At 69.2% G+C, this 21,657-nt stretch carries 21 protein-coding genes; 9 read left to right on the forward strand and 12 right to left on the reverse strand.

Annotated features, from left to right (window positions below):
* Nucleotides 1–54 precede the first annotated feature (54 nt).
* The 6 genes from O9271_RS00295 to O9271_RS00320 all read left to right on the forward strand — a co-directional run bounded on the left by O9271_RS00295 (nucleotide 55) and on the right by O9271_RS00320 (nucleotide 6,173).
* Nucleotides 55–1,344, forward strand: a complete 1,290-nt coding sequence (locus tag O9271_RS00295; RefSeq protein WP_343213854.1) for an adenosylmethionine--8-amino-7-oxononanoate transaminase — start codon at nucleotides 55–57, stop codon at nucleotides 1,342–1,344.
* Nucleotides 1,337–2,089 carry a dethiobiotin synthase gene (bioD, locus tag O9271_RS00300; protein ID WP_298265030.1) on the forward strand — a complete coding sequence of 251 codons (753 nt, stop codon included), beginning with the start codon at nucleotides 1,337–1,339 and terminating at the stop codon, nucleotides 2,087–2,089. The genes O9271_RS00295 and bioD overlap by 8 nt, the downstream gene beginning before the upstream one ends.
* Nucleotides 2,090–2,134: 45 nt before the next feature.
* Entirely contained in the window at nucleotides 2,135–3,199 is a 1,065-nt protein-coding gene (bioB, locus tag O9271_RS00305; RefSeq protein ID WP_298265033.1) for a biotin synthase BioB, read from the forward strand.
* Between the two features lie 338 nt (nucleotides 3,200–3,537).
* On the forward strand, nucleotides 3,538–4,173 hold the full coding sequence (gene pdxH / locus O9271_RS00310; protein ID WP_298265035.1) for a pyridoxamine 5'-phosphate oxidase: 636 nt from the start codon (nucleotides 3,538–3,540) through the stop codon (nucleotides 4,171–4,173).
* 23 nt (nucleotides 4,174–4,196) lie between these two features.
* The gene (locus O9271_RS00315; RefSeq protein WP_298265037.1) at nucleotides 4,197–5,141 is read left to right on the forward strand and encodes a phosphodiester glycosidase family protein; all 945 of its coding nucleotides are present in this window, start codon (nucleotides 4,197–4,199) and stop codon (nucleotides 5,139–5,141) included.
* 135 nt (nucleotides 5,142–5,276) lie between these two features.
* Nucleotides 5,277–6,173: a hypothetical protein gene (locus tag O9271_RS00320; RefSeq protein WP_298265040.1), complete on the forward strand. Its 897-nt coding sequence runs from the start codon at nucleotides 5,277–5,279 to the stop codon at nucleotides 6,171–6,173.
* A gap of 27 nt (nucleotides 6,174–6,200) precedes the next feature.
* Here O9271_RS00320 and O9271_RS00325 read toward each other — a convergent pair whose 3' ends face one another.
* From O9271_RS00325 to fadI, 8 genes are all read right to left on the reverse strand, one after another.
* Nucleotides 6,201–6,944 carry an SDR family oxidoreductase gene (locus O9271_RS00325; protein WP_298265043.1) on the reverse strand — a complete coding sequence of 248 codons (744 nt, stop codon included), beginning with the start codon at nucleotides 6,942–6,944 and terminating at the stop codon, nucleotides 6,201–6,203.
* A gap of 105 nt (nucleotides 6,945–7,049) precedes the next feature.
* Nucleotides 7,050–8,015 carry a ribosome small subunit-dependent GTPase A gene (gene rsgA / locus O9271_RS00330; RefSeq protein ID WP_298265046.1) on the reverse strand — a complete coding sequence of 322 codons (966 nt, stop codon included), beginning with the start codon at nucleotides 8,013–8,015 and terminating at the stop codon, nucleotides 7,050–7,052.
* On the reverse strand, nucleotides 8,012–8,395 hold the full coding sequence (locus O9271_RS00335) for a hypothetical protein (RefSeq protein WP_298265050.1): 384 nt from the start codon (nucleotides 8,393–8,395) through the stop codon (nucleotides 8,012–8,014). Before O9271_RS00335 ends, rsgA begins: the two co-directional genes overlap by 4 nt.
* Nucleotides 8,385–9,314, reverse strand: coding sequence for a proline dehydrogenase family protein (locus O9271_RS00340; RefSeq protein ID WP_298265052.1), 930 nt, complete (start codon nucleotides 9,312–9,314; stop codon nucleotides 8,385–8,387). Before O9271_RS00340 ends, O9271_RS00335 begins: the two co-directional genes overlap by 11 nt.
* 9 nt (nucleotides 9,315–9,323) lie before the next feature.
* Complete coding sequence (locus O9271_RS00345; RefSeq protein WP_298265054.1) at nucleotides 9,324–11,012, reverse strand: M14 family zinc carboxypeptidase; 1,689 nt, start codon at nucleotides 11,010–11,012, stop codon at nucleotides 9,324–9,326.
* Nucleotides 11,013–11,015: 3 nt separating this feature from the next.
* On the reverse strand, nucleotides 11,016–11,552 hold the full coding sequence (locus O9271_RS00350; protein WP_298265056.1) for a DinB family protein: 537 nt from the start codon (nucleotides 11,550–11,552) through the stop codon (nucleotides 11,016–11,018).
* Between the two features lie 11 nt (nucleotides 11,553–11,563).
* Complete coding sequence (fadJ, locus tag O9271_RS00355) at nucleotides 11,564–13,747, reverse strand: fatty acid oxidation complex subunit alpha FadJ (RefSeq protein ID WP_298265059.1); 2,184 nt, start codon at nucleotides 13,745–13,747, stop codon at nucleotides 11,564–11,566.
* Nucleotides 13,747–15,042: an acetyl-CoA C-acyltransferase FadI gene (fadI, locus tag O9271_RS00360; RefSeq protein WP_298265060.1), complete on the reverse strand. Its 1,296-nt coding sequence runs from the start codon at nucleotides 15,040–15,042 to the stop codon at nucleotides 13,747–13,749. Before fadI ends, fadJ begins: the two co-directional genes overlap by 1 nt.
* A 77-nt stretch (nucleotides 15,043–15,119) precedes the next feature.
* On the opposite strand from fadI, the gene O9271_RS00365 reads away from it, so the two are divergent.
* The gene (locus tag O9271_RS00365) at nucleotides 15,120–16,790 is read left to right on the forward strand and encodes a glycerol-3-phosphate dehydrogenase/oxidase (RefSeq protein ID WP_298265062.1); all 1,671 of its coding nucleotides are present in this window, start codon (nucleotides 15,120–15,122) and stop codon (nucleotides 16,788–16,790) included.
* 5 nt (nucleotides 16,791–16,795) lie between these two features.
* Here the strand turns inward: O9271_RS00365 and O9271_RS00370 are convergent, their stop codons facing one another.
* The 3 genes from O9271_RS00370 to O9271_RS00380 all read right to left on the reverse strand — a co-directional run bounded on the left by O9271_RS00370 (nucleotide 16,796) and on the right by O9271_RS00380 (nucleotide 19,107).
* Nucleotides 16,796–17,776, reverse strand: a complete 981-nt coding sequence (locus tag O9271_RS00370; protein ID WP_298265064.1) for a zinc-dependent alcohol dehydrogenase family protein — start codon at nucleotides 17,774–17,776, stop codon at nucleotides 16,796–16,798.
* A gap of 23 nt (nucleotides 17,777–17,799) precedes the next feature.
* The gene (locus O9271_RS00375; RefSeq protein ID WP_298265066.1) at nucleotides 17,800–18,285 is read right to left on the reverse strand and encodes a GreA/GreB family elongation factor; all 486 of its coding nucleotides are present in this window, start codon (nucleotides 18,283–18,285) and stop codon (nucleotides 17,800–17,802) included.
* A 111-nt stretch (nucleotides 18,286–18,396) separates the two neighbouring features.
* Entirely contained in the window at nucleotides 18,397–19,107 is a 711-nt protein-coding gene (locus O9271_RS00380) for a TIGR00730 family Rossman fold protein (RefSeq protein ID WP_343213855.1), read from the reverse strand.
* 320 nt (nucleotides 19,108–19,427) lie between these two features.
* On the opposite strand from O9271_RS00380, the gene O9271_RS00385 reads away from it, so the two are divergent.
* Complete coding sequence (locus O9271_RS00385) at nucleotides 19,428–20,867, forward strand: alkaline phosphatase family protein (protein ID WP_298265070.1); 1,440 nt, start codon at nucleotides 19,428–19,430, stop codon at nucleotides 20,865–20,867.
* A 98-nt stretch (nucleotides 20,868–20,965) separates the two neighbouring features.
* Here the strand turns inward: O9271_RS00385 and O9271_RS00390 are convergent, their stop codons facing one another.
* Entirely contained in the window at nucleotides 20,966–21,292 is a 327-nt protein-coding gene (locus O9271_RS00390) for a nucleoside triphosphate pyrophosphohydrolase family protein (RefSeq protein WP_298265072.1), read from the reverse strand.
* A 111-nt stretch (nucleotides 21,293–21,403) separates the two neighbouring features.
* On the opposite strand from O9271_RS00390, the gene O9271_RS00395 reads away from it, so the two are divergent.
* A complete protein-coding gene (locus O9271_RS00395; RefSeq protein WP_298265074.1) occupies nucleotides 21,404–21,652 on the forward strand; it encodes a hypothetical protein in 249 nt (82 codons plus the stop codon).
* Nucleotides 21,653–21,657: the final 5 nt, after the last annotated feature.

Genomic DNA, 21,657 nt, shown 5'->3' on the forward strand with positions numbered 1-21,657 from the left:
TCGCGCGGCACCGTTTCTTCCTTCGCGCGCAGGCGCTGCATGGCCCCTTCCTTTCTGTCGCTCGATGCCGCCCACGTGTGGCATCCCTACACCCAGCATCATCAGGCGCCGCTCCCACGGCCCATCGCGCGCGCGGCGGGCAGCTGGCTGTTCGATACAAACGGCCAGGCCGTGCTCGATGCCATTTCGTCGTGGTGGGTCACGACACACGGTCACTGCCACCCGGCGCTGGTGCAGGCGATCGCCGATCAGGCGCGCACGCTCGATCAGGTGATCTTTGCCGGTTTCACGCACGAACCGGCGGCACGGCTGGCGGCCGCGCTGGTCGAGCGGCTCCCCGCAGGCTTGTCGCGCGTGTTCTTCAGTGACGATGGATCCACGGCAGTGGAGGTGGCGATCAAGCTGTCGCTGCAGTCATTCGCCAACCAGGGGACGCCCCGTCGGCTCATTGCCGCTCTCGACAATGCGTATCATGGCGACACCTTTGGCGCCATGGCGGCCGGCGCGCGCGGGGTCTTCACGCACATGTACGAGCCACTGCTCTTCGAGGTGGCGCGACTCCCCGACCCCTCCGAGGGCGACACGGTGCGCGCGCTCGACGCGCTGCTGGACGCGCGCGGCCCGGAGCTGGCCGCGGTCATCGTGGAGCCGCTGGTGCTGGGCGCCAGCGGCATGCGCGTGTGGGACACGCGCGTGCTGCAGGCGCTGCGGGAGCGCACGTCGGCAGCGGGCGTGCATCTCATTGCCGACGAGGTGATGACGGGGTTCGGGCGTACAGGGCCCATGTTCGCCTGCACGCTGGCCAACGTACGCCCCGATCTCATCTGCCTGTCCAAGGGGATCACGGGCGGCGTCCTGCCACTGGGCGCCACCGTGGCCACCGAGGCGATCTTCGAGACCTTCTCCAGCAGTGACCGTCGCAAGACGTTCTTTCACGGCCACTCGTACACGGCCAATCCGATTGCCTGCGCGGCCGCGCTCGCATCGCTGGCACTGTTCGACGAGGCGTGCGACGGAGCCCGCCGGCGCATTGCCGACTGCCATACGCGGCATCTTGCCGCCCTGCGCGATGTACCGGGAGTGAAGGCCGTGCGACAGCTCGGCACCGTGGCGGCCGTGGAGCTGGAGGCGCCGTCCGGATATCTCAGTGAGATTGGCCGCGAGCTGGCGGCGTTCTCGCTGCAGCAGGGCGTCCTCATTCGTCCGCTGGGGAACGTGGCCTATTGTCTACCGCCCTACTGCACTCGCGACGACGAGCTCGATCGCGTGTACTCCGTGCTGCACCGCTTTCTCGACGGGGAGCGCGCAGCCCCACTGCCCACCGGAGGTCCGATCGATGACTGATGCGCTCCCTCAGGTACGCCGGCTGGGGATTACCGGCACCGACACCGGTATCGGCAAGACGGTGGTGAGCTGTGCCCTGGCGGCACGCGCGCGGCAGTTGGGGATGCGCGTGGCGGCCATGAAGCCGGCGGAGTCGGGGATCGACGAGCGGCCGGTGTCGGAGAGCGGCCTGCTGTCCGATGCCGACCGCCTGCGCGCGGCGTGCGGCAACGTGCACCCGCTGTCGCTGGTCCGTCCCTACGTCCTGCGCGAGCCGCTGGCCCCCATGGTGGCGGCCAGACGCGCCGGCGTGACGATTGCGCTCGATCGCCTGGTGGAGGCGCGCACGGCGCTGGAGCGCGGTCAGGAGCTGCTGCTCGTGGAAGGCGCCGGGGGCCTGCTGGTGCCGCTCACTGCCTCGCTGTCGTACGCCGATCTGTTCGCCAGCTGGCAGTGCGACATGGTCCTGGTGGCGGGGAACCGCCTCGGAGTACTCAACCACGTGCTGCTCACCGTTCAGGCGCTCGAGCGCGCGCGGCTGCCGCTGCTGGGAATCGTGCTCACCTCGCTCACCGACCATGACGCGACGGTGGCGGAAGCCACCAACTTCGATGTGCTGCGCGAGCTGCTGCCCACGCAGCGTCTGCTGCGCTTTCCGTGGGTCGATCGCGTGGATGATTTCGACGCGCTCGCCGATGCGGCGCACGCCTCGGGGCTGGACGCACTGCTGGGCGCCGCGTCGCGCGTGACAACCCTTTACACTTAGCGCAGCTCCGGCGCGTCGCGCCCATTCACTCTTGCCTTTCGTCCCATGACCGTGCTCCCCATCTGGCAGTCGCTCGCCGACAAGGCACTCGCCGGTGACCTGCTGTCCCGCGATGAAGCCCGCGCCGTGCTCACCGCGCCCGACGATCAGCTACTCGACCAGTTGGCCGCCGCCTACCGTGTGCGGCGCGCCACGTGGGGCAATCGCGTGCGCCTGCACTTCCTGCTCAACGCGCAGAGCGGGCTGTGCCCGGAGGACTGCGGCTACTGCTCGCAGTCCAAGATTTCCGCCGCCGAGATCGAGAAGTACCCCATGCTGGCGCAGGATCGCATCATGGAGGCCGCCGACCGTGCCGCGCAGCTCAAGGCCGGTACGCTGTGCATGGTGATCTCCGGTCGCTCCCCGGGCGAGACGGTCTTCGGCAAGGTGCTGGACGCCGTGAAGGCGGTGCGCGCCAAGCACGACCTCAAGATCTGCGCCTGCCTCGGGCTGCTCAACGAGGAGCAGGTCCTGCGCCTCAAGGAGGCCGGCGTGGAGACGGTGAACCACAACCTCAACACGTCGGCCAATTACACACCGGAGATCGTGAACACGCACACGTTCGAGGATCGCGTGAACACGGTGGAAGCGGTGAAGAAGGCCGGTATGAAGACCTGCAGCGGCGGCATCCTCGGCATGGGCGAAAGCCACGACGACGTCATCGACCTGGCGCTTTCCCTGCGTGAACTCGAGGTGAAGAGCGTGCCGGTGAACTTCCTCATCCCGGTACCGGGCACGAAGCTCGAAGGGGTGCGTCAGCTCGACCCGCGCCAGTGCCTGCGCATCCTTTCGCTGTATCGCCTGCTGCTGCCCACGCAGGAGATCCGCATCAGCGGGGGCCGCGAGGTGCACCTGCGCAGCATGCAGGTCATGGGGCTGTACCCCGCCAACTCCATCTTCGTGGGCGACTACCTCACCACGCAGGGGCAAACGGCGCGCGAGGACCTGCGCATGATCGAGGACGCCGGCTTCGTGCTGGAAACGCCCGATGGCGAGCCACTCGTTGGCGATCCATTCGAGGGCGTACCGGAGTCGTATCCGCGCGCGGCACTGCCGCTGGTGGAGGTGTAGGCAAGGGGAGACTCAATACCCACTACTCGAACTCACCACCCAAAACTCGAGTGGTGAGTCGTGAGTTCGAGTTCCTGGTACTGAGTTCCTTCCGCCTACTCGCTGGCCACCCGCTGCAGCGCCTCCACGAAGACCTCGGTGGGCTGAGCGCCGCTCACCCCGTAGCGACCGCCGAACTTGTGCTCGACCACCTCGGGGTAGGTCTGGCGCAGTTGTTCGATGGCAGCGGCCAGTCGGCGATCGCCTTTCCAGCACCACGGACACCCTGTCGGCGTAGAGCTCGAGCGGGGTTGTCTTCGTGGATGACATGACACGGAGGGTAGGTTAGCCTTCCTGCCATGTCCATCGCCGACATCCGCAAGGAATACCAACGTCACGCGCTCTCCGAAGCCGACGTGGCGACTGATCCCATCGCGCAGTTCTCCGTTTGGTTCAACGAGGCGGTCAAGGCCGAGGTCCTCGAACCCAACGCCATGTGCCTGGCAACGGCCACCCCCGATGCCTATCCCTCGGCGCGCATCGTGCTGCTCAAGGGGGTGGATGACCGCGGCTTCGTGTTCTACACCGACTACCGCAGTCGCAAGGGCACGGAGCTGGCCGACAATCCGTGCGCATCGCTTTGCTTCTTCTGGCCCGAGCTGGAGCGGCAGGTACGCATCAACGGCGCGGTGCAGCGGGTGAGTCGTGCCGAGTCCGACGCTTACTTCCAGACGCGCCCCCTGCCCAGTCGCATTGGCGCGTGGACGTCGTCGCAGAGCAGCGTGCTGCCGTCGCGCGAGACGCTGGAAGCGCAGCTGGCCGCGAATGAGCAGCGCTTCGCCGGCGGCGCCGTGCCCTTGCCCGAGCACTGGGGCGGGTTCCGGGTGGTGCCCGAGGAAATTGAATTCTGGCAAGGGCGCCCCAGCCGCCTGCACGATCGCATTCAATTCCGGAAGGAAGCCGGGCGCTGGGTGAAGCGGCGCCTCTCCCCGTGAGCTGCGGGCGCCGGTGGCGGCTGGTGCGCGCCACCACCGGCCTCGTCTTTGCAAGTCTCGCCACGGCGAGCGTGACGCCGATGGGCACCCAGTCGCGACCGCGTGCGCCGGTCCGTTCCGGTGGGTCGACGGCAGTTGCCAGCGGCACCGCGCACCTCGACGCGACCCGCATCGACGCTGTCCGCTGTCAGCCGCGCGAGGCAACACCCGCGCTCCAGCCGAACTTGCGCTGGCACGGCAGCATCGTGCGCTGGGCCGAGTGGCCGGTCCGGTTGGGCACCGAGGGGGTACGCAACCGGATCATCGTGGCGGTGGTCGATCCCGCCCGCCTAACGCTCACGCTGGAAATCGCCCGGCAGGGGAATGCGCTGGGCCCATGGACGATCGATGAGGCGCCCCCGGAGGCCATTCTCGCGTTCAACGCCGGCCAGTTCACGGATACCGGCCCGTGGGGCTGGGTGCGCCATCGCGGCCGTGACCGGGCCGCACCGGGTGCCGGCGCCCTGGCGGGGGCATTCGCGGTGGACACTGCTGGCAAGCCGGCCATCTTGCCGGCACACACCCTGCCGGCCGCGACCCTCGACGCGCGCTGGGAGGAGGCGGTGCAGTCATATCCGCAGCTTCTCATGAATGGCCTTCCGGTTCCAGCCCTGTGCGAGGGCAGCGACCTTGATCGTACCCATCGGGACGCGCGTCTCGTAATCGGCCTGCGGCGCGATGGGATGCTGCTGGTCCTCCTGTCGCGCTACGCCGACGCCGGGAGCGGCCTCACACGGGCCGTCGAACGGGTGCCGATCGGTCCCACGACCCCCGAAATGGCCGAGATCGCCTTGCGACTCGGGGCCACCGAGGCCCTGATGCTCGACGGCGGCTTGTCGGCGCAATTGCGGATCGGCCGCGGCGAGGAGACGTCCCGCTGGCCCGGCCTGCGGGCCGTACCGCTGGCGATCGTCGCGCGCCCGCGCTGAGACCCGCACTGGACCCGCCCGGCGCCACGCCGTGGCCCGGGGCCCCCCATACCGACCGCCGACTTGCCGTCGACGGCCAATTGCCGAGATTATCCGACAGGCTTTCACTCACATCATCCCCTCGGGAGTTGCGCCATGCGCCGTCTCCGTTGGATCACCGTCGTCCTGCTCGGCGCCGCCGCCCTCGGCCCCCTGTCCACGCCGGCCTCCGCTCAGCTCGGCCGACTCAAGAAGATGGGCGCTGACGCGATCAAGGACGCCGCGAAGACGAAGGCTGGTCTGGCGGAGCCGAGTGCGAACAGCAGCGCGAAGAAGGCGAACACGACCATCACCCCCGAGCGGCTGGATCTGGTGCTGACCAGCCTTCAACCGCTCGTCGCCACCGCTGAACTCACGCTCGCTGCCGTAACGCCGAGAGCCGCCTACGAGGCGAAGCGGAAGGCGGCCGAAGAGTGCGTGTCGGCGGCGCAGAAGTCGGTGAGCCCGGCCGCCATGATGTCGATGGACGAGAAGAGCATTGCCCGGCTCGAGGGGATGCAGAAGCAGGGCGAGGCGATGGAGAAGCGTGTGCAGGCTGCGATGGCCCGCAAGGACGCCAAGGCGGTCATTGCGCTCCGTGACTCGATACTGGTGCTCTCGGCCACCACACAGGTCATCGCCATGGGTGGCCGCTGCGCGTATCCGCACCAGCCCCCCGAGCTGATTGCCCTGGAAGCCTCAATCCGCGGGCAGGCGTACGTGGACGGCTCCGAGCAGCCGTGGTTGAACGGCAAGTACGCAAAGCCGCTGGAGCCAACGCCTGAGGCGCGGAAGGCCATGACGCGCGAGGAATTTGGCCTGCTGCGGGAGCGCATGGCGCTGTGGGCCATGGCACAGTCGGACCCGGAGTTGAAGAAGGCCCTCGAGGGCAAGTTCACCGCCGAGGAGATCGCGGCCCTGACGGCGAAGTCGGCGGAGCTCGGCCGGCTCGGTCCCTTGTTCAAGGGAGGAGCGCTGGGTTGGGTTGCGTGGGGCGACGTCAGCGAGTGGTGAGCGCGGCGGCAGGCGGAGCGTCCGGCGCTAACGCGTCCGCACGCTCCCCAGCCCGCCATCGATACCGAACACCTGGCCGGTCACCCAGCCGGCGTCGGGGCCGGTGAGCCAGGCGATGAGGGACGCCACCTCGTCCGGCGTCCCGATGCGGCCGAGCGCGTGCATGGCCTGTGAGGCGGCGAGCGCCGGCGCCGACCCGGTGATGCGCGCCGTGAGGGGCGACGCCACGAGCCCGGGGGCCACCGCGTTCACGCGAAGTCCGCGCGCCGCGTAGGTGGCCGCCGCCGAGCGCACGAGTCCCTCCACGCCTCCCTTGGCCGCCGCGATGGCCTCGTGGTTGGCCAGGCCGATCCGCACCGCCGCCGTGCTGCACAGCACGACGCTCCCGCCGCCGGTCAGCACGCGGGCGGCCGCGCGCATGACTCCGAACGCCGTCGTAAGGTTCTGCGCGATCACCTGCTGGTATTCATCCGCGCGGGTCAGATGGGCCGGCTTGAGGAGCAGGGAGCCGGCCGTGTTCACCACCCCGCCCAGCGTGGTGCCACGCGACGCCGCGTGCGCAGCCGCCGCGTCGACGAGGGCGTCAAGCTGGTTCCAGTCGGTCGCATCCGTCACCTGGGTGGGCGCCTCCACCGCGGCGCCAAGGGCCGCCAGCGGTTCGGCGCGCCGCGCCGCGAGCAGGAGGGGCACGCCGGCGGCGTGCAGCCGGTGGGCGAGCGCCTGGCCAATGCCACCAGTGGCACCGACGATGAGAACAAGGGAAGACGTCATATCGGGCCAATCCCCAGCCGCGGTCTGCGGTTCCTGCCGGAACCTCCGGAACCTCCGGAGTCGCCTGGACGTCCGGGACCGCGGCGCCGCGCCGTGGACAACGCCCTACGCCGCCAACTCCTCGCGCAGCTTCACGTAGCTTTCGTAGCGACCGCGGGCGATCGTGCCGCGCTCGACGGCATCACGGATCGCGCACGCCGGCTCCACGGTATGCAGGCAATCGGCAAACCGGCAGGAACCGAGCAGGGGGACGAACTCCGGGAAACAGTGCGGCAGCTCCGCGGGATCGATCCCCCAGAGCCCCACCTCGCGCAGACCGGGGGTATCGGCCAGAAACCCACCGCCCGGCAACGGATGCAGCACGGCACCGACCGTGGTGTGGCGCCCCTTGTTCACGCTGTCGCTGATCGCTGCCGTCCGCAGCTTGAGCCCCGGGAACAGCTCGTTCATGAGCGACGACTTCCCCACCCCCGAAGGGCCGGAGAGCGCCGAGCTCCGGCCCGCCAGCTCCGCCCGCAGCGCCTCGAGCCCTTCGCCGGTCTTCACACTCGTGTAGTGCACCGGGTATCCCGCCGCCACGTGTTCGGCGAAGAGGGCGCGCGCCGCCTCGGGGGGCACGAGATCGCACTTGTTCACCACGATGCGCGCGTGCAGTCCGTTGGCCTCCGCAATGACCAGGAACCGGTCGAGCATGCGCGGGTGTGGCTCCGGACGCGCGGCGGCAAAGACCACGAGCACCTGGTCGAGATTGGCCACCACCACACGTTCGCCGCGCGCTCCGCCGGGCGCGCGTCGCGCCAGCTTGCTGGTGCGCTCATGAATGTCGGTGATGAACCACGCGCCCGGGTCGCCGTTGTCCCAACTCAACCGCACGCGGTCGCCCACGGCCAGCTTGAGTGCCCCGTGCGCCTCGTGCTTGAGGCGCCCACGCAGGGACGCCGACACCACGGACCCGCTCGCGAGCCGCACATCCCAGACCCCGCCCGTGCCCTGCACAACGACGCCTTCCACGGCGTGATCAGGCGGTGGCATAGGCCCCTGCTGCACGAACAGGCTCGCGTCGCGCGTCACGGTGCGGACCGGGTGCGAATGAGCCCATCCAGTGTGGCCTTTACGGTGGCGAGTTGCATGGCGCCAACCTGGTGCCGCACCACCGCTTCACTCGCCCCTGTGACAAGGAAATCGGTTTCGCGATGCCCCTGTACCTCGGGTTCCCCGTGGCTCCAGCGCACGAAGAACAGGTACGCGCCCCACGGCGCCTCCGGCACACCCGTGGTATCCGTGAGGATGTCCACCGAGTAGGAGAACCCGTCGGCGCCCTCGAAGGCAGCCGGCCGCTTGTGCACCGCCATGTAGCCGCCCAGCGTCCGCTCATCGCCGGCTGCGTGATCGGGCGGCTGATGATGGCCGTGGTGTACCGTCGGCGACGCATCGCCCTGCTCAGCGGCCAAGCGACTCCTTCACGATGTTGCCGGCCATGAACGCAATGTTGGCCGGACGTTCGGCCAGGCGGCGCATGAGATAGGGATACCACTGGCTGCCGAAGGGCACATAGACGCGCATGCGGTACCCTTCCTTCACGATCTGCTCCTGCAGGTCACGACGCACGCCGTAGAGCATCTGGAACTCGAAGCGGTCGGGGGCGATTCCCTGCGCCTTGGCGAACCGCTTGGCTTCGGCAATGATGGCCTCGTCGTGCGTGGCGATGCCGGGGTAGCGCCCCTCGGTCATCAGCTTGTGCATCGCGGCCACGTAGTTCCTGTCCACGTCGGCCTTGTCGGGGAACGCCACCTCGGGGGGCTCGAGGTAGGCGCCCTTGCAGATGCGCACGCGCGCCGAGAGGCGGTTTGCGCGCGCCACGTCGTCGAGCGTGCGGCGCAGGGAGCTCTGCAGCACGATGCCCACGTTGTTCTCGAAGCCCGGGAACAGGTGCCGCTCGAAGGTATCGAGCGTGCGATCGGTGTAGGCGCTGGACTCCATGTCGAGCCGCACGAAGCTGTCGTACTGCCGCGCGCGCGCGATCACTTCGCGCACCACCTCGACCCCGAGGTCATCGGAGATGTCCTGCCCAAGCGCCGTGAGCTTGACCGACACGTTCGCGTTGAGCTGGCGCTCGTGAATGCGATCGAGGATTTCGAGGTAGTGTCGCCCGGTCGCTCGCGCCTCCGCCTCGCTGTGCACACTTTCGCCGAGCAGGTCGAGTGACGCGGAAATGCCTTTGGCGTTCAGTTGCGCCACCGCCTCGACGGCGGTGCTGATCGTTTCGCCAGCCACGAAGCGCGACGCCATCTTGCGTGCGAACCCGACGTTCTTGACGAAGTCGAAGACGCGCTGCTGGCGCGAGAGATAGAGGAGGGACGTCCTGAGCATGGCAGAAAACTAGCGGATGGGCGCGGCCAGGCGCACAACCGGCGCCACCGCGCCCTTGGCGAGCGCGGCATCGAAGACGTTCCACGTGAGCAGACCGTCGTCGCTCTCCGGGTCGAGCAGCAGCAGTGCCACCAGATCCTGCGGCGTCCCGGCCGCCACAATGATGGTGCCGATGGCGAGCGTGCGGGTGGTGTCACGCCACCGGCCCTGCACGGACATTTCCCGGTGTCCCTGGAAGGGGCGTCCGCTGGCCACCACCGAGTCGACGACGAACTCCCGCAGCGTCACGGAGGCCGGGGCGGTGAGGGTGCGGAAGGCCACGCCGTGCGCCGTGAGCAGTTCGCGCGCGCGCGGCCAGTCGCCCTCAATGGCGTAGCCATACGGCGAGGCGGTACGGGTGAGCGCGGCCTCAAAACGGTCGACCACCGGCATGCGCTGCGCCGTGATCACCCCCGACCGCCGGAGGCCGCGCGGCACCCCTGGCTCGGTGAGCTGGGTCGTGTCGGCCACGCGGTCGAGGCGCTCGACCAGCACGGGTTGGGTATCGGGCCGGCTCGTAAAGCGGCCACGAATGGGAATGTCGGCGCGCCGGGCGCCGGTGAAGGTGGCCGCCGCCACACCGGTTGCCACCCGGCGCAGGATGCGCGGCCGGTCTTCCGCCACGTAGCTCAGGATCTCCTGCACGAACGCCCGCGTGCTCGCCACGCGGCGCGCGAATGGATCGTGCGAGTAGGCTTCGCTGAGGATGCTCACGGCGCCACGCAATCCCACGTAGTTGGTGCCGTACCGCTGCTTGTGCTCGTAGGTGGCCCACCCCGACTTGACGTCGGCGGCGAGGCTCTCGCGCCCGTTGGCCCCGGTGAAGTTGCCGTAGGGAAACACCTCGAAGCCGTGCTTCGCCTTCATGCGGCGACGGATCTCCGGAAGCAGCGTGTCGGCGGTGAAGGGCGCCAGCGGCGCCGCCGGATGCAGCGACGGCGAGTAGGTGAGCGCGTAGCCATGGTAGCTGCCGTTGGTCGTGTGCAGATCCATGAACACGTCGGGTGTCCAGGCAGCGAACGCCGCGAGTGCCCCCACCGTCTCAGGGGCTTCGGCCTTCACGTAATCACGATTGAGATCGAGTCCGGCGCCGTTCGGTCGTTCGCCGATCATCTCCGGGCCGTTCTGCGCCCCGCGGTTGCGAGCCTGTGGCGCGAGCTTGTCGTTGCCGTCGCTGTTGTAGATGGGAACCACCACCAGCACCAGCGAATCGAGCACGTTGGGGCGGGCCCCGAAGGACCAGTCGCGCAGCAGCGCCAGCACGGCCTCCTTTCCCTCCACCTCGCCGGCGTGAATGTTGGCCTGCACGTACACCACCGGCCGTCCCAGCCGCCGCGCCTCGGCCGGCGTGCGCACGACCGGGCGCGAGGCCACCACGAGGGGCACCGCCTTGCCCATGGGGGAGCGCGCCAGCTCGCTGACGCTGATGGGGGCGCCCAGCGCGCGCAGCGAATCGAGGAAATGCATAACGTCGGCGTACGACGACGTTTCGCGATAGTCGGTGCGTTCGGCGCGGGTGCGCGGCAGCGCGACTGCGGACGCGGCGGGTTGCGCCGTGCCCGGGGCCGCGGCACAGCCAGCAAGGACGGTGACGGCGAGTGCCGCACCCGGAAGCACGGCGCGACGGGAGAACGCGAAGCGTGGCATGGGCAGCGACATGAGTCAGGAGGCCAGGATGGTGCGGATCTGCACCAGATGGCGGAGCTGATGCTGTGCGGCGAGGTGTCCCCACTGATAGCCGTCGAGTGGGCCGAACAGCGGGTGCGGAAAGTGCGCCTGTCCGAGGGCGCGTCCCGACGCGGCGACGAACGCCGCAATGAGTCGAGCGCGCGCCGTGCGCATCTGCTCGGCCGATTCAGCCACCGGTGATCCCTGAACCGGCTGCACCATGTCCGGGGCGGTCACCTTGCGCACGGTCGGGTCGGCCACCTTGAAGCGCAGCACCGACGGTGCGACCGGCTCGTCGCTCACTTCGGGCTGGTCGGCCACCTGCTTGGCGATGGTACTCACCACACGTCCCGCGCCGCTCTCCACGATGGCCATGTGTTCGAGCACCTGTGCCACCGTCCAGCCGTCACCCAAACGTCGCGCTTCATCCGCGGGGGTGAGCATGGCCAGCAGTGCCTCGGTTTCACGCTGGGCGTCCTCCAGCGCGGCGATCACCTCGTGAATGCGCGGATGCAGTGCGGGGGTCGACATATGGCAGGGGATCAGGGGTGGAAGCGGCGCCCGCTTGCCGCCATTTCCCGGAGCAGGGCCGCCGGTTCGAAGCGGCCGGGGAAGCGGGCGTTGAACGTGTCCAGCTGCGCCACCACGGCGGGGAGGCCCAGTGTGTCGAGGTAGCGGAACGGACCGCCAAGGAAGGGCGGAAAGCCAATGCCGAACACGGCGCCGATGTCACCGTCACGCGCGCTGCGGATGATGCCGTGCTGCAGACAGCGCACCGCCTCGTTGAGCAGGGGGAGGACGCAGCGGGTCTGCATCTCGCCGGCCCCCATCGCCTGCCGTGACGCACCGGCGGGCGTTAGCGCGTAGACGCTCTCGTCCACCCCGTCGCGCTTGCCGTGCTCGTCGTACCGATAGAAGCCGTTCCGTGCCTTGCGTCCCAGCCGACCGCTCTCCACGACGCGTCGCAGCGTGTCCGATGGGAGCATGCGATCGCCGTACGCCGCCACCATGATCGGCCCCGACTTGCCGGCAATGTCGAGCCCCACTTCATCGAGCAGGGTGATGGGACCGACCGGGAAACCGAAGTCCACCAGCGCCGCGTCGAGTTCCTCGATGCGCGCGCCCTCGTCCAGCAGGCGTCCCGCCTCGTTGAGATAGGGCGCGAGGATGCGATTGACGTAGAACCCCGCGCCATCCTGCACCACGATGACCGTCTTGCCCAGCTGCCGGCCGTAGTGCACGGCCGTGGCGGTCGTGGCGGCACTCGTGCGTGGCGTCACGATCACTTCGAGCAGCGGCATCTTGTGCACCGGCGAGAAGAAGTGCATCCCCACCACCTGCTCGGGACGCGCCGACGCCTCGGCAATGTCGCGAATGGGAATCGTGCTGGTGTTCGAGGCGAAGATGGCACGGGGCGCCGCCTCCTGCGTTTCGCGCAGCACCTGATGCTTCACCGCAAGATCCTCGAAGACCGCTTCGATCACGAGGTCGGCGTTGGCAAAGCCACGGTAATCGGTGGTGCTGCCAACCAGCGCCAGCGTGTCGTCGAACTGCGTGCGGGTCAGCTGCTTCTTGCGCAGCCGTTCACGCAGCACGTCGCGCACCGCGCGCCATCCCGTGGCCAATCGCTCCACCGACGCATCCTTGAGCCGCACCTGCGTGCCCGCCTGCACGGCCACGCCGGCGATGCCGGCACCCATGAAGCCGGCCCCGAGCACCCCCACCTTGCGCACCGCGGCGGGCGTGGCCTCCACGCCGTCGGGCAGCCCGCTGTCCTTCTTGAGCGCCGTGGTGGCAAAGAAGAGATACGTGAGCTGTCGGCACACCGGTGACATGGCGAGCTCCCCGAACCGTCGCGCCTCTTCCTTCAGCCCGGCTTCCATGCCTTCCGCGTACCCCTGCTGGATCACGTCGATGGCGGCGAGCGGCGCGGGGTATTTGCCCCGTGTCTTGGCCATCACCCCTTCGCGCGCCTTGCGGAAGACGATCATGCGCCCCAACGCATTGTCTTCGAGCAGCACCGCTGCGGCGCCGCTGGCGCGACGGCGCGTCGGAGTGGGGCGCCCTGCGGCGAGGTCGTGCACACGACGCACCGCCACCTCGCGCAGGATGGCGGGATGCACCAGCTCGTGCACCAACCCCATCTGCCACGCCTTGCGGGCCCTGATGTTGCGCCCGGTCAGGATCATGTCGAGCGCGGCCTGCAACCCCACCGTGCGCGGCAGGCGCTGGGTTCCGCCGGCGCCGGGAATGAGCCCCAGCTGCACCTCGGGGAGGGCAAGTACCGTCTTGGCGTGGTCCGTGGCCACACGATGCCGGCACGCCAGCGCCACTTCCAGCCCGCCGCCCAGCGCCGCGCCATGCACCGCCGCCACCACCGGCTTGCGCATGGCCGCCAGTCGATCGAGCACCGCCTGACCGGCGCGCGAGAGCGCCTCGGCCTCTGCCGCCGTGTCGATGCGCGTGAGCTCGTCGATATCGGCACCGGCAATCCAGCTGTCGGGCTTCCCGCTCAGCAGGACGGCACCCACGATCGCCTCGTCCTCCGCGATACGCCGGAAGAGGCCGTCGAACACCGGCGCCACCCGGGAGTTGAGCGTGTTCACCGGCGAGCCCGGCTGGTCGTAGCAGATCACGGCCACGCCCTGCTCCACCGTGCACGTCACCCCCGTCTCCGCGTCGGCCACGAGACCCTCCTCGACTCCGCTGCTCTGCGATGCGGGCATCACGCGCGCTCCACGATCATCGCGTGGCCGAGTCCGCCGGCGGCACACACGGTCAACAGGCCGAACTGCCCGCCGCGCCGCTGCAGTTCGTTGCACAGCGTGGTGAGTACGCGCGCGCCGGTCGCCCCGAAGGGGTGGCCAATGGAGAGTGAGCCACCCATGACGTTGAGCCGGTCGGGGTTCACCTCGCCCACGGGGGCGGCCAGTCCGGCGCGGGCCGCCCATGCTTTCGACGCGAGCCCCTGCAGGTTGCTCAACACCTGCGCCGCGAAGGCTTCGTGCATTTCCACGAGATCGATGTCGGCCAGCGACAGGCCGGCGCGCTGGAGCGCGAGGGGCGCGGCCAGCACCGGCGCCTGGAGCAGCTGCTCCCCCGGATCCACGGCCGCGTAGGCATATGACCGAATGAACGCCAACGGGGTGTAGCCCAGACTCCGTGCTCGCTCCTCGCTCATGAGGAGCACGGCACTCGCGCCGTCGGTGAGCGGCGAGGCATTGCCTGCCGTGACGGTGCCGTACTGCCGATCGAACACGGGCTTGAGCTGCGCCAGCTGCTCGTAGCGGCTGTCGCGCCGCACCCCGTTGTCGGTGGTGAGCATGCTGTCGTAGGCGGGGGGCACGGGCAGGGGGACGATCTCGGCTGCAAGCCGGCCGTCGTCGAGGCCGCGCGCCGCCAGCTCATGGGAGCGCACGGCGAAACGATCCTGCGCCTCGCGACTGATGCCGTTCAGCTTGGCCATCTTGTCGGCGCTCTGCCCCATGGTCTCGCCGGTGCTGGGCTCCGCGATGGCCGGCGTGATGGGCACGAAGTCGCTCGGTCGCACGCGCGCGAGTGTGGCCACGCGCTGGCTCATGCTCTTGGCCTTCGAGGCGGCCACGAGGATGTCGCTCATGCCGCGGGAATGCAGAATGGGGACCTGCGTGAGACTCTCGCTTCCCCCGGCGATGGCCACGTCGGCGTGCCCCAGCGCAATCTGGTCGGCCGCGTCGGTGATGGCCTGATTGGACGACGCGCAGGCGCGTCCCACGGTGTAGGCCTGCACGGTACGCGGAAAGTGCGGCATGAGCGCGAGTTCGCGCGCGATGTTGGGGGCGATGACCGACGGGATGACCGTCCCGTACACCAGCAGGTCCACCGTGCCGGTGTCGAGGCTGGTGCGCTGCACCAGCTCCCCGACGGCGGCGCGACCGAGGTCGATGGCGGTGAGGTCCTTGAGCGCTGTGCCGGAGCGCGCAAACGGCGTGCGGACGCCGGCGATGATGGCGATACGTCGGCCGTTACCAAAGGTGGGCATGGGGCAAAGATAACCGGTGTGCCACGGGGCCGACGGCCTGCGCTTGCCGGGTGCCGGTCCGGTCGCGATGATGCGGCATGGGGAGCAGCGCACCACCATCGCCACCGCACCGCACCGCGGCACTGGCCGCGCTTGGCAGTGAGCCCTTCGATCTGGTCGTGATCGGCGGCGGCATTACGGGCGCCGGCGTGGCGCGCGAGGCGGCGCTTGCCGGGTACCGCACCGCACTGCTCGAGCGTGACGATTTTGCGGCCGGCACCTCCAGTCGTTCCTCGCGGCTGGTGCACGGCGGGGTGCGCTACCTCGAGCATGGACATCTCGGGCTCGTCTTCGAGTCGAGCCGCGAACGTCGGCTGCTCCTGCAGCTCGCGCCGCATCTGGTGCGCCCGCTGGCCTTCACGTGGCCCGTCTACGAAGGGGCGCGGGTGCCGCTCTGGAAGGTGCGCGCCGGACTGGCGCTGTACGATGCCCTGTCGCTCTTTCGCAACGTGCACCCGCACCAGGGACTCTCGGCGGCCGAGGTGCATGCGCAGGAGCCTGCACTCACCACGCATGGGCTCAAGGGGGGCGCCCGGTACTGGGACGCGGCAACCAATGACACGCGCCTCACGCTGGCCACGGCCCTGGCCGCGCATGACGCCGGGGCGGTGATCGTGAACCATGCGGCCGTGGTGGGTGGCGTGCGCAGCGGCGGCCGGCTTGCCGGGGTGCTCGTGCACGATCGGCTCGGTAATCAGCAGCTGTCGGTGCAGGCGCATGTGGTGGTGAACGCCACCGGGCCATGGAGCGATGCCACCGCGGCACTCACCGGCGAGAGCCAGGGCACGCAACTGCTCGGTTCTGCGGGCTCGCACATTGCCGTGCCGCGGAACCGCGTGGGGAACCACGAGGCGGTGACGATGGTCTCGCCGCTCGACGGGCGCGTCATGTTCGTGCTGCCGGCGGGGGCGCACACCATCATTGGCACCACCGAGCGGGCCGCGCGCAGCGGCCCCGACGAGATCCGCGCCACGGAAGCCGAGATCACCTACCTGCTCCAGAGCGTCAACGGACAGTTCGGCGATGCCCGCCTGTCGCGCGACGACGTGATCAGCGCGTGGTGCGGTATTCGCCCTCTGGCCGCGGCGCGGGCCGGCACCGGGAACGCGGGATCGGCGTCACGCGAACATGCCGTGATACACCGTGCCGATGGGCTGGTCAGTGTGACCGGGGGCAAGCTCACCACCTACCGCGCCATGGCCGCCGATGTGCTGTCCCATGCCACCCGCGGGGTGGCGGCCACCGGTGCCGGCCTCGTCTCGCGTCGTCCCCCGCAGGACAGTGCCAGCACCCCACTGCCCGGCGGCGCGTTCCCGCACCGCGAAACCCTGCTGGCCGAAGCGCGCGCGACGACACGGGACGCCGCGGTGGGCGAGCAGCTGGCGCAGTCGTACGGCGCCCACTGGCGGCGGGTCTGGCAGTACGCGGAGGCCGACGCGCTGCTTGGTACGCGCATCGTGGAGCAGCTGCCGTATGTGCTGGCCGAGGTGCCGCATGCGGTGACACACGAGCTGGCGTGCACGCTTGCGGATGTCCTGGTGCGTCGCACGCACATTGCCTTCGAAACGCGCGATCACGGTCGCGCGGCGGCACGACACATTGCACCGCACATGGCCGCCGCGCTCCAGTGGAACGAAACCACCACCGCGGCAGCGCTGGCAGCGTACGACGCCGAGGTGACGCGGCTGTTCGCGGTGGATGCCGTGTAGCCGGCTCAGGGCACCAGCAGCACCTTGCCGTTGCGTCCGCCGGCGGCAGCATAGGCCACGGCATCCTGGATCTGCGCCAGCCGGAAGGTGCGATCGACGCGCGCCGCCAGCGTCCCCTCGGCGACACGTTGCGCGAGCTCCCCATACAGGGCGCGCTGCTGCTCGCCCGTGGCACGCCGGAACCAGAAGGCCAGCCAGAAACCGCGCAGTGTGACGTCGCGAAAGACGAACGACCCGGGGGCCACCTTGCAGGCGTCGCCGCTCATGGCGCCGTAATTCACCACGGTGCCGCCAATGGCCACGGAGCGCGCCAGCCGATCGGTGGCGGTGCCCCCCACGGCATCGAAGGCAACGCGCACCTTGGCGCCCTGGGTGGCAGCCGCCACCCGCTCGGGCAGATCGGGACCGTCAACCAGCACAACGTCGCCACCGAGCGCTTCCAGCACGGGCACCATGGCGTCGCGGCGCACCACACTCACGGTGCGAAGGCCGCGCGCACGCGCCAGCTGAATGAGATACTCGCCCACGGCGCTGTTCGCCGCGTTCTGCACGACCCAGTCGCCGGGAGCGAGGGTGACGAATTCCGACAGCAGGAGCGACGCGGTGGGCGGGTTGACCGTGAGCATGGCCAGCTGGAGCAGATCGCCGCCGGCAGGGAGTGGCAGCAGCGTGTCGGCCCTGGCGACGGCATGCGTGCTCCAGCTCCCGGCGCCCACCGGCATGAGGACCAGATCACCGACGGCCAGCCGCTGAACATCGGCTCCCAGTTGTGCGACGCGCGCAACACCCTCGTTGCCGCCTACCGCCGGCAGCGGCGGCAGCGCGCCGTACTGTCCGGTGATGGTGAGAACATCGGACGGGTTGATGGGCGCCGCGAGCATTTCCAGCAGCACCTCACCGGCCCCGGGCGTTGGCGTCTCGCGCTCCACACACCGGATCCGGGAGTGCGGAGCGTCACCACGCGTATCGTAGATGGCCTGCCACATGAGCGCTCCGGTTGGGGCGGAAATCAGACGAGGTCGGCGGCGTTGCGATCGTGAATCGTGTACAGCTCGACAATGAGCAGCCGTCGCACCTTGGTGGGCAGCTTGAGAATGCACATATCGCCGACGGCCTTGCCCTGCAGCGCGCGGCCAATGGGAGAGCCCATGGTCACATGGCCGTCGTGCAGCTCGCCGGCATCGCCGAAGACGAGCTCATAGGTCTCCAGCTGTGTCGTGACTTCGTCGGTCACGACCACCTTCGACCCGAGCCCCACCTTGTCGGCGGGAATCTGCGTGATGTCGATGTTGGCCAGCTTGGTTACGCGCTGCGTGAGCTGCCCCAGTCGCGCCTGCACGAATTGCTGCCGCTCCAGCGCCGCCTTGTACTCGCTGTTTTCCTTGAGGTCGCCGAGTTCGACGGCTTTGCGAATTTCCGCGGGCAGCGTGACGTTCAGCTCGAACTGCAGCTTCTCGACTTCGCGTGCCATCTGGGCGATCAGTTCCTGGAACATGCGCGTGCCAGCTGGGGCCGGATAAAAGGCGAGCGCCCGACCATGGTGGCCGGGCGCACGGGAAGTGCCGAAATATGCGGTGTCCGGCGAATGGTTCAAGTCTCGGGGCGTTCAACCCTCGTCCTTTCGCAGACGGCCGGCCGTTTGCGCATCATGCGCGTCGATGACTGCCTGCGCCGCTTCCCGCGGGTCATCGGTCAGGAGCAGCAGATCGAGATCCCCCGGCGAGATCTTGCCTTCGGCAGCCATGCGCGAGGTGATCCAGCGGACGAGCCCCGCCCAGTAGTGTGTGCCGAAGAGGACCACGGGGAACTGATAGATCTTCCCCGTCTGGATGAGCGTGAGCGCCTCGAACAGTTCATCGAGCGTCCCGAAGCCGCCCGGGAAAATGATGAAGGCATTGGAGTACTTGATGAACATCGTCTTGCGCACGAAGAAGTAACGAAAGTTCACCAGCGTATCGACGTAGGGGTTGGCACCCTGTTCGAACGGGAGCTCGATGTTGCATCCTACCGAGTGCCCATCCACGTCCTTGGCCCCGCGATTGGCCGCCTCCATGATGCCTGGTCCGGCGCCGGTGAGGATGGAGAACCCCTGACTCGCGAGGAGCCGCGCCGTTTCCCGCGCCGCCTCGTACATGGGGTCGTCCGGACCGGTACGGGCAGACCCGAAAATCGTCACGCCCTTCTGCACGTCGGAGAGCGCGTCGAACCCCTCGACGAACTCGGACGTGATACGCATGACGCGCCACGGGTCGGAGCGGGTGAAGGCCGTCGCCTCCTCCCGTGGCGCCTGCAGCAACTTTTCGTCCTCCGTAAGCATTGGCCGGTCACGCAACGACTGATCCACGAGGCGCGGATCGGCGCGTCGCACGGCGCGTGCGCCCTTGGATACCAGGTTCGCCAGGCCGGCGGGCTCTCGGCCGGCGGCGCGGTGGCCGGCCTCCGTACGCTCCCGATAGGCCGCCACGGACTGCTGTTCCGCCGTGGCACGCGTGACGGGGGACGCCTGCTTGCCGGTTGCGGTACGGGGAGACGAACGCCGGGATTTCGCCATGGGCACAGGAGTGGAGACAGTGGGTCGGTGACAGAACACCATTGCGAAGACGCACGACCAAACCGCATGGTACGAGTCGGGCCGCCGTGACGCATGATACCACCGCGGCACGGCGCTTGCTCCTTGTGGTGGCCGACGGCGTGCGCCCCGATGTGCTCGCCGAGGAGATGGACGCCGGGCGCGCGCCCACCTTGGCGGCGTTGCGGGCGCGCGGGAGCGCGCACACGGTCACCACGTCGTTCCCGTCCGTCACCGGGCCGGCGTACGTGCCGTTCCTCATGGGACAGCATCCGGCCCGCGTGGGACTGCCCGGCCTCCGCTGGTACGATCGCAGCCGCACGCTGCGCTGGGCGCCGGGGCAGTCGCGCAGTTACGCGGGCATCGACATCTGGCATGTGGACGGCGATGTCGCCGCGCACGTACCCACGCTGCTCGAGTACGCGCAGCCGTCGCTCGCCGCCATGAGCATGATTGGTCGCGGTGCCACGCACGGGCGCATCGGCCGCGGCGTGGGATGGATGCTGCGGGCCGCGCCGGCGCACTTTCGGGGCGATCTCCAGGGGTGGCGACGGGTGGAGCGACAGGCCACGGCGGCCTTTCTCTCCCGCTTCAGGACGGTGCGCCCCCGGATGGCCGTGCTGGCCATCCTGAGTGCCGACAAGTTCGCCCACAAGCATGGCGCACGCTCCGCGGTGGTGCGCACCGCCATTGCCGATGTCGATGCCGCCGTGGCTCAGGCGCTGGCTATCGCCAGTCGCGACGGCTGGCGTGAGTCGCTCCACGTGTGGGTCACGGGGGACCATGGCCACGACGAGGTGACCAACCACGAGGACCTCCACGGCTGGCTGCAGGGCGAAGGGTTGCGCGTGCGGGCGCACCCGCAATTGCGCGTGAGCAATCCCGACGTCGTGCTCATGGTGGGCGGGAATGCCATGGCGCATCTCTATTTTGCCCCGGGAGAACGGGAGCGGCGCTGGTGGCACGCCCACGCCGCCACCTGGAATCGCCTGCTCGACAGGCTGGTGGAACGCCCGGCCATCGACCTGCTCGCCGTGAACCGTGATGCGCACACGGTGCAGGTGCGCCACGCCGCCCACGGCGCGGCCGAAGTGCGGCGCCACGATGGCCCGCAGGGGTCGCGCTGGTCGTACGTGTGCAACGACGGCGACCCGCTGGGGCTCGGGGGAACCCTGCGGGACCTCGACGCCGATGCGGCCTGGCACGCCACGCAGGCCTCGGCCTACCCGGATGCCCTGGTGCAGCTGTCGTGGCTTGGCGCCTCCTCACGGTCGGGGGACGTGATCGTGTCGGCGGCCAGCGGGTGGGATCTGCGCGCGCGCTTCGAACCGGTGCCGCACGTTTCCACCCACGGCGCCCTGCTGCGCGAGCAGATGCTGGTACCGCTCATTGTGGATTGTGCCACTACGCGTGTGCCGCAACGCACGGCCGACATCGTACCGTCGGCGTTGGATTTGCTGGCGATTCGCGCCCATGCCGAATTCGATGGGCGATCCTTCCTGCGGTAGTACGCCGCTGCCCCCTGTCAACGCGGTGTCGTGGTCCGTATCGCGGCGCCGCCCGGCTCCAAGCGGTGTGAGCCGCCGCCGCGCTGCACCCCAGGCCGCTACTCGGCTCGCGTGCGACTGCGCTCGGGATCAAAGCCGTCCGGATAGCGCCTTCGCAACTTGTCGATGTTGCGCTGGGCGATTTCCTCGAGTGGGATATCCAGCACGCTCGCGAATGCGCCGATATACCAGAGGCAATCACCGAGCTCCTTCACCAGCGCATCGCGATCCAGTGGCGTGGCATGGAAGAGATGCTTCTTGATGATCTCGGCGGTCTCGCCCGCTTCACCGGTAAGCCCGAGCGCCGCGTTGGCGAGCTGCTGCTCGTAGGTGCGATCGCGTCCCAGTGTGCGGGCCGCCAGCTGCTGATAGTCATCGAACGTCATGACCGGGCAATCTAATGCCGGCGGCATAACCCTGGTGCCGGGTGGAACAGCCGCCCGCCTGTTCCCGATCATGGCCATCGTTCAGGGCGACAGATTCCGCTACTTTGGGGGATGGCGTGGTTGACCCTCTCCCTGCAGCTCACCTGGCGCGCCCTGCTGGCCCCAACGCTGGCGGTGGACCTGCTGCGCGTGGCGTGGCGGTTCCGGCACCGTCACTGGTACCGGCGCTTCCCGTTCCTGCCACTGCCGGCCACGACGTACGTGCGCTGGCGCATGTACACGGCGTACGGTGACGAGGACGCGATTCCGCCGGCCGACGACGTGATTGCCTTTGCCCGGTGGGTGGGGCGGCAGCCCTGACGGCT

The organism is Gemmatimonas sp. (genome assembly GCF_027531815.1).
Lineage (GTDB): Bacteria > Gemmatimonadota > Gemmatimonadetes > Gemmatimonadales > Gemmatimonadaceae > Gemmatimonas.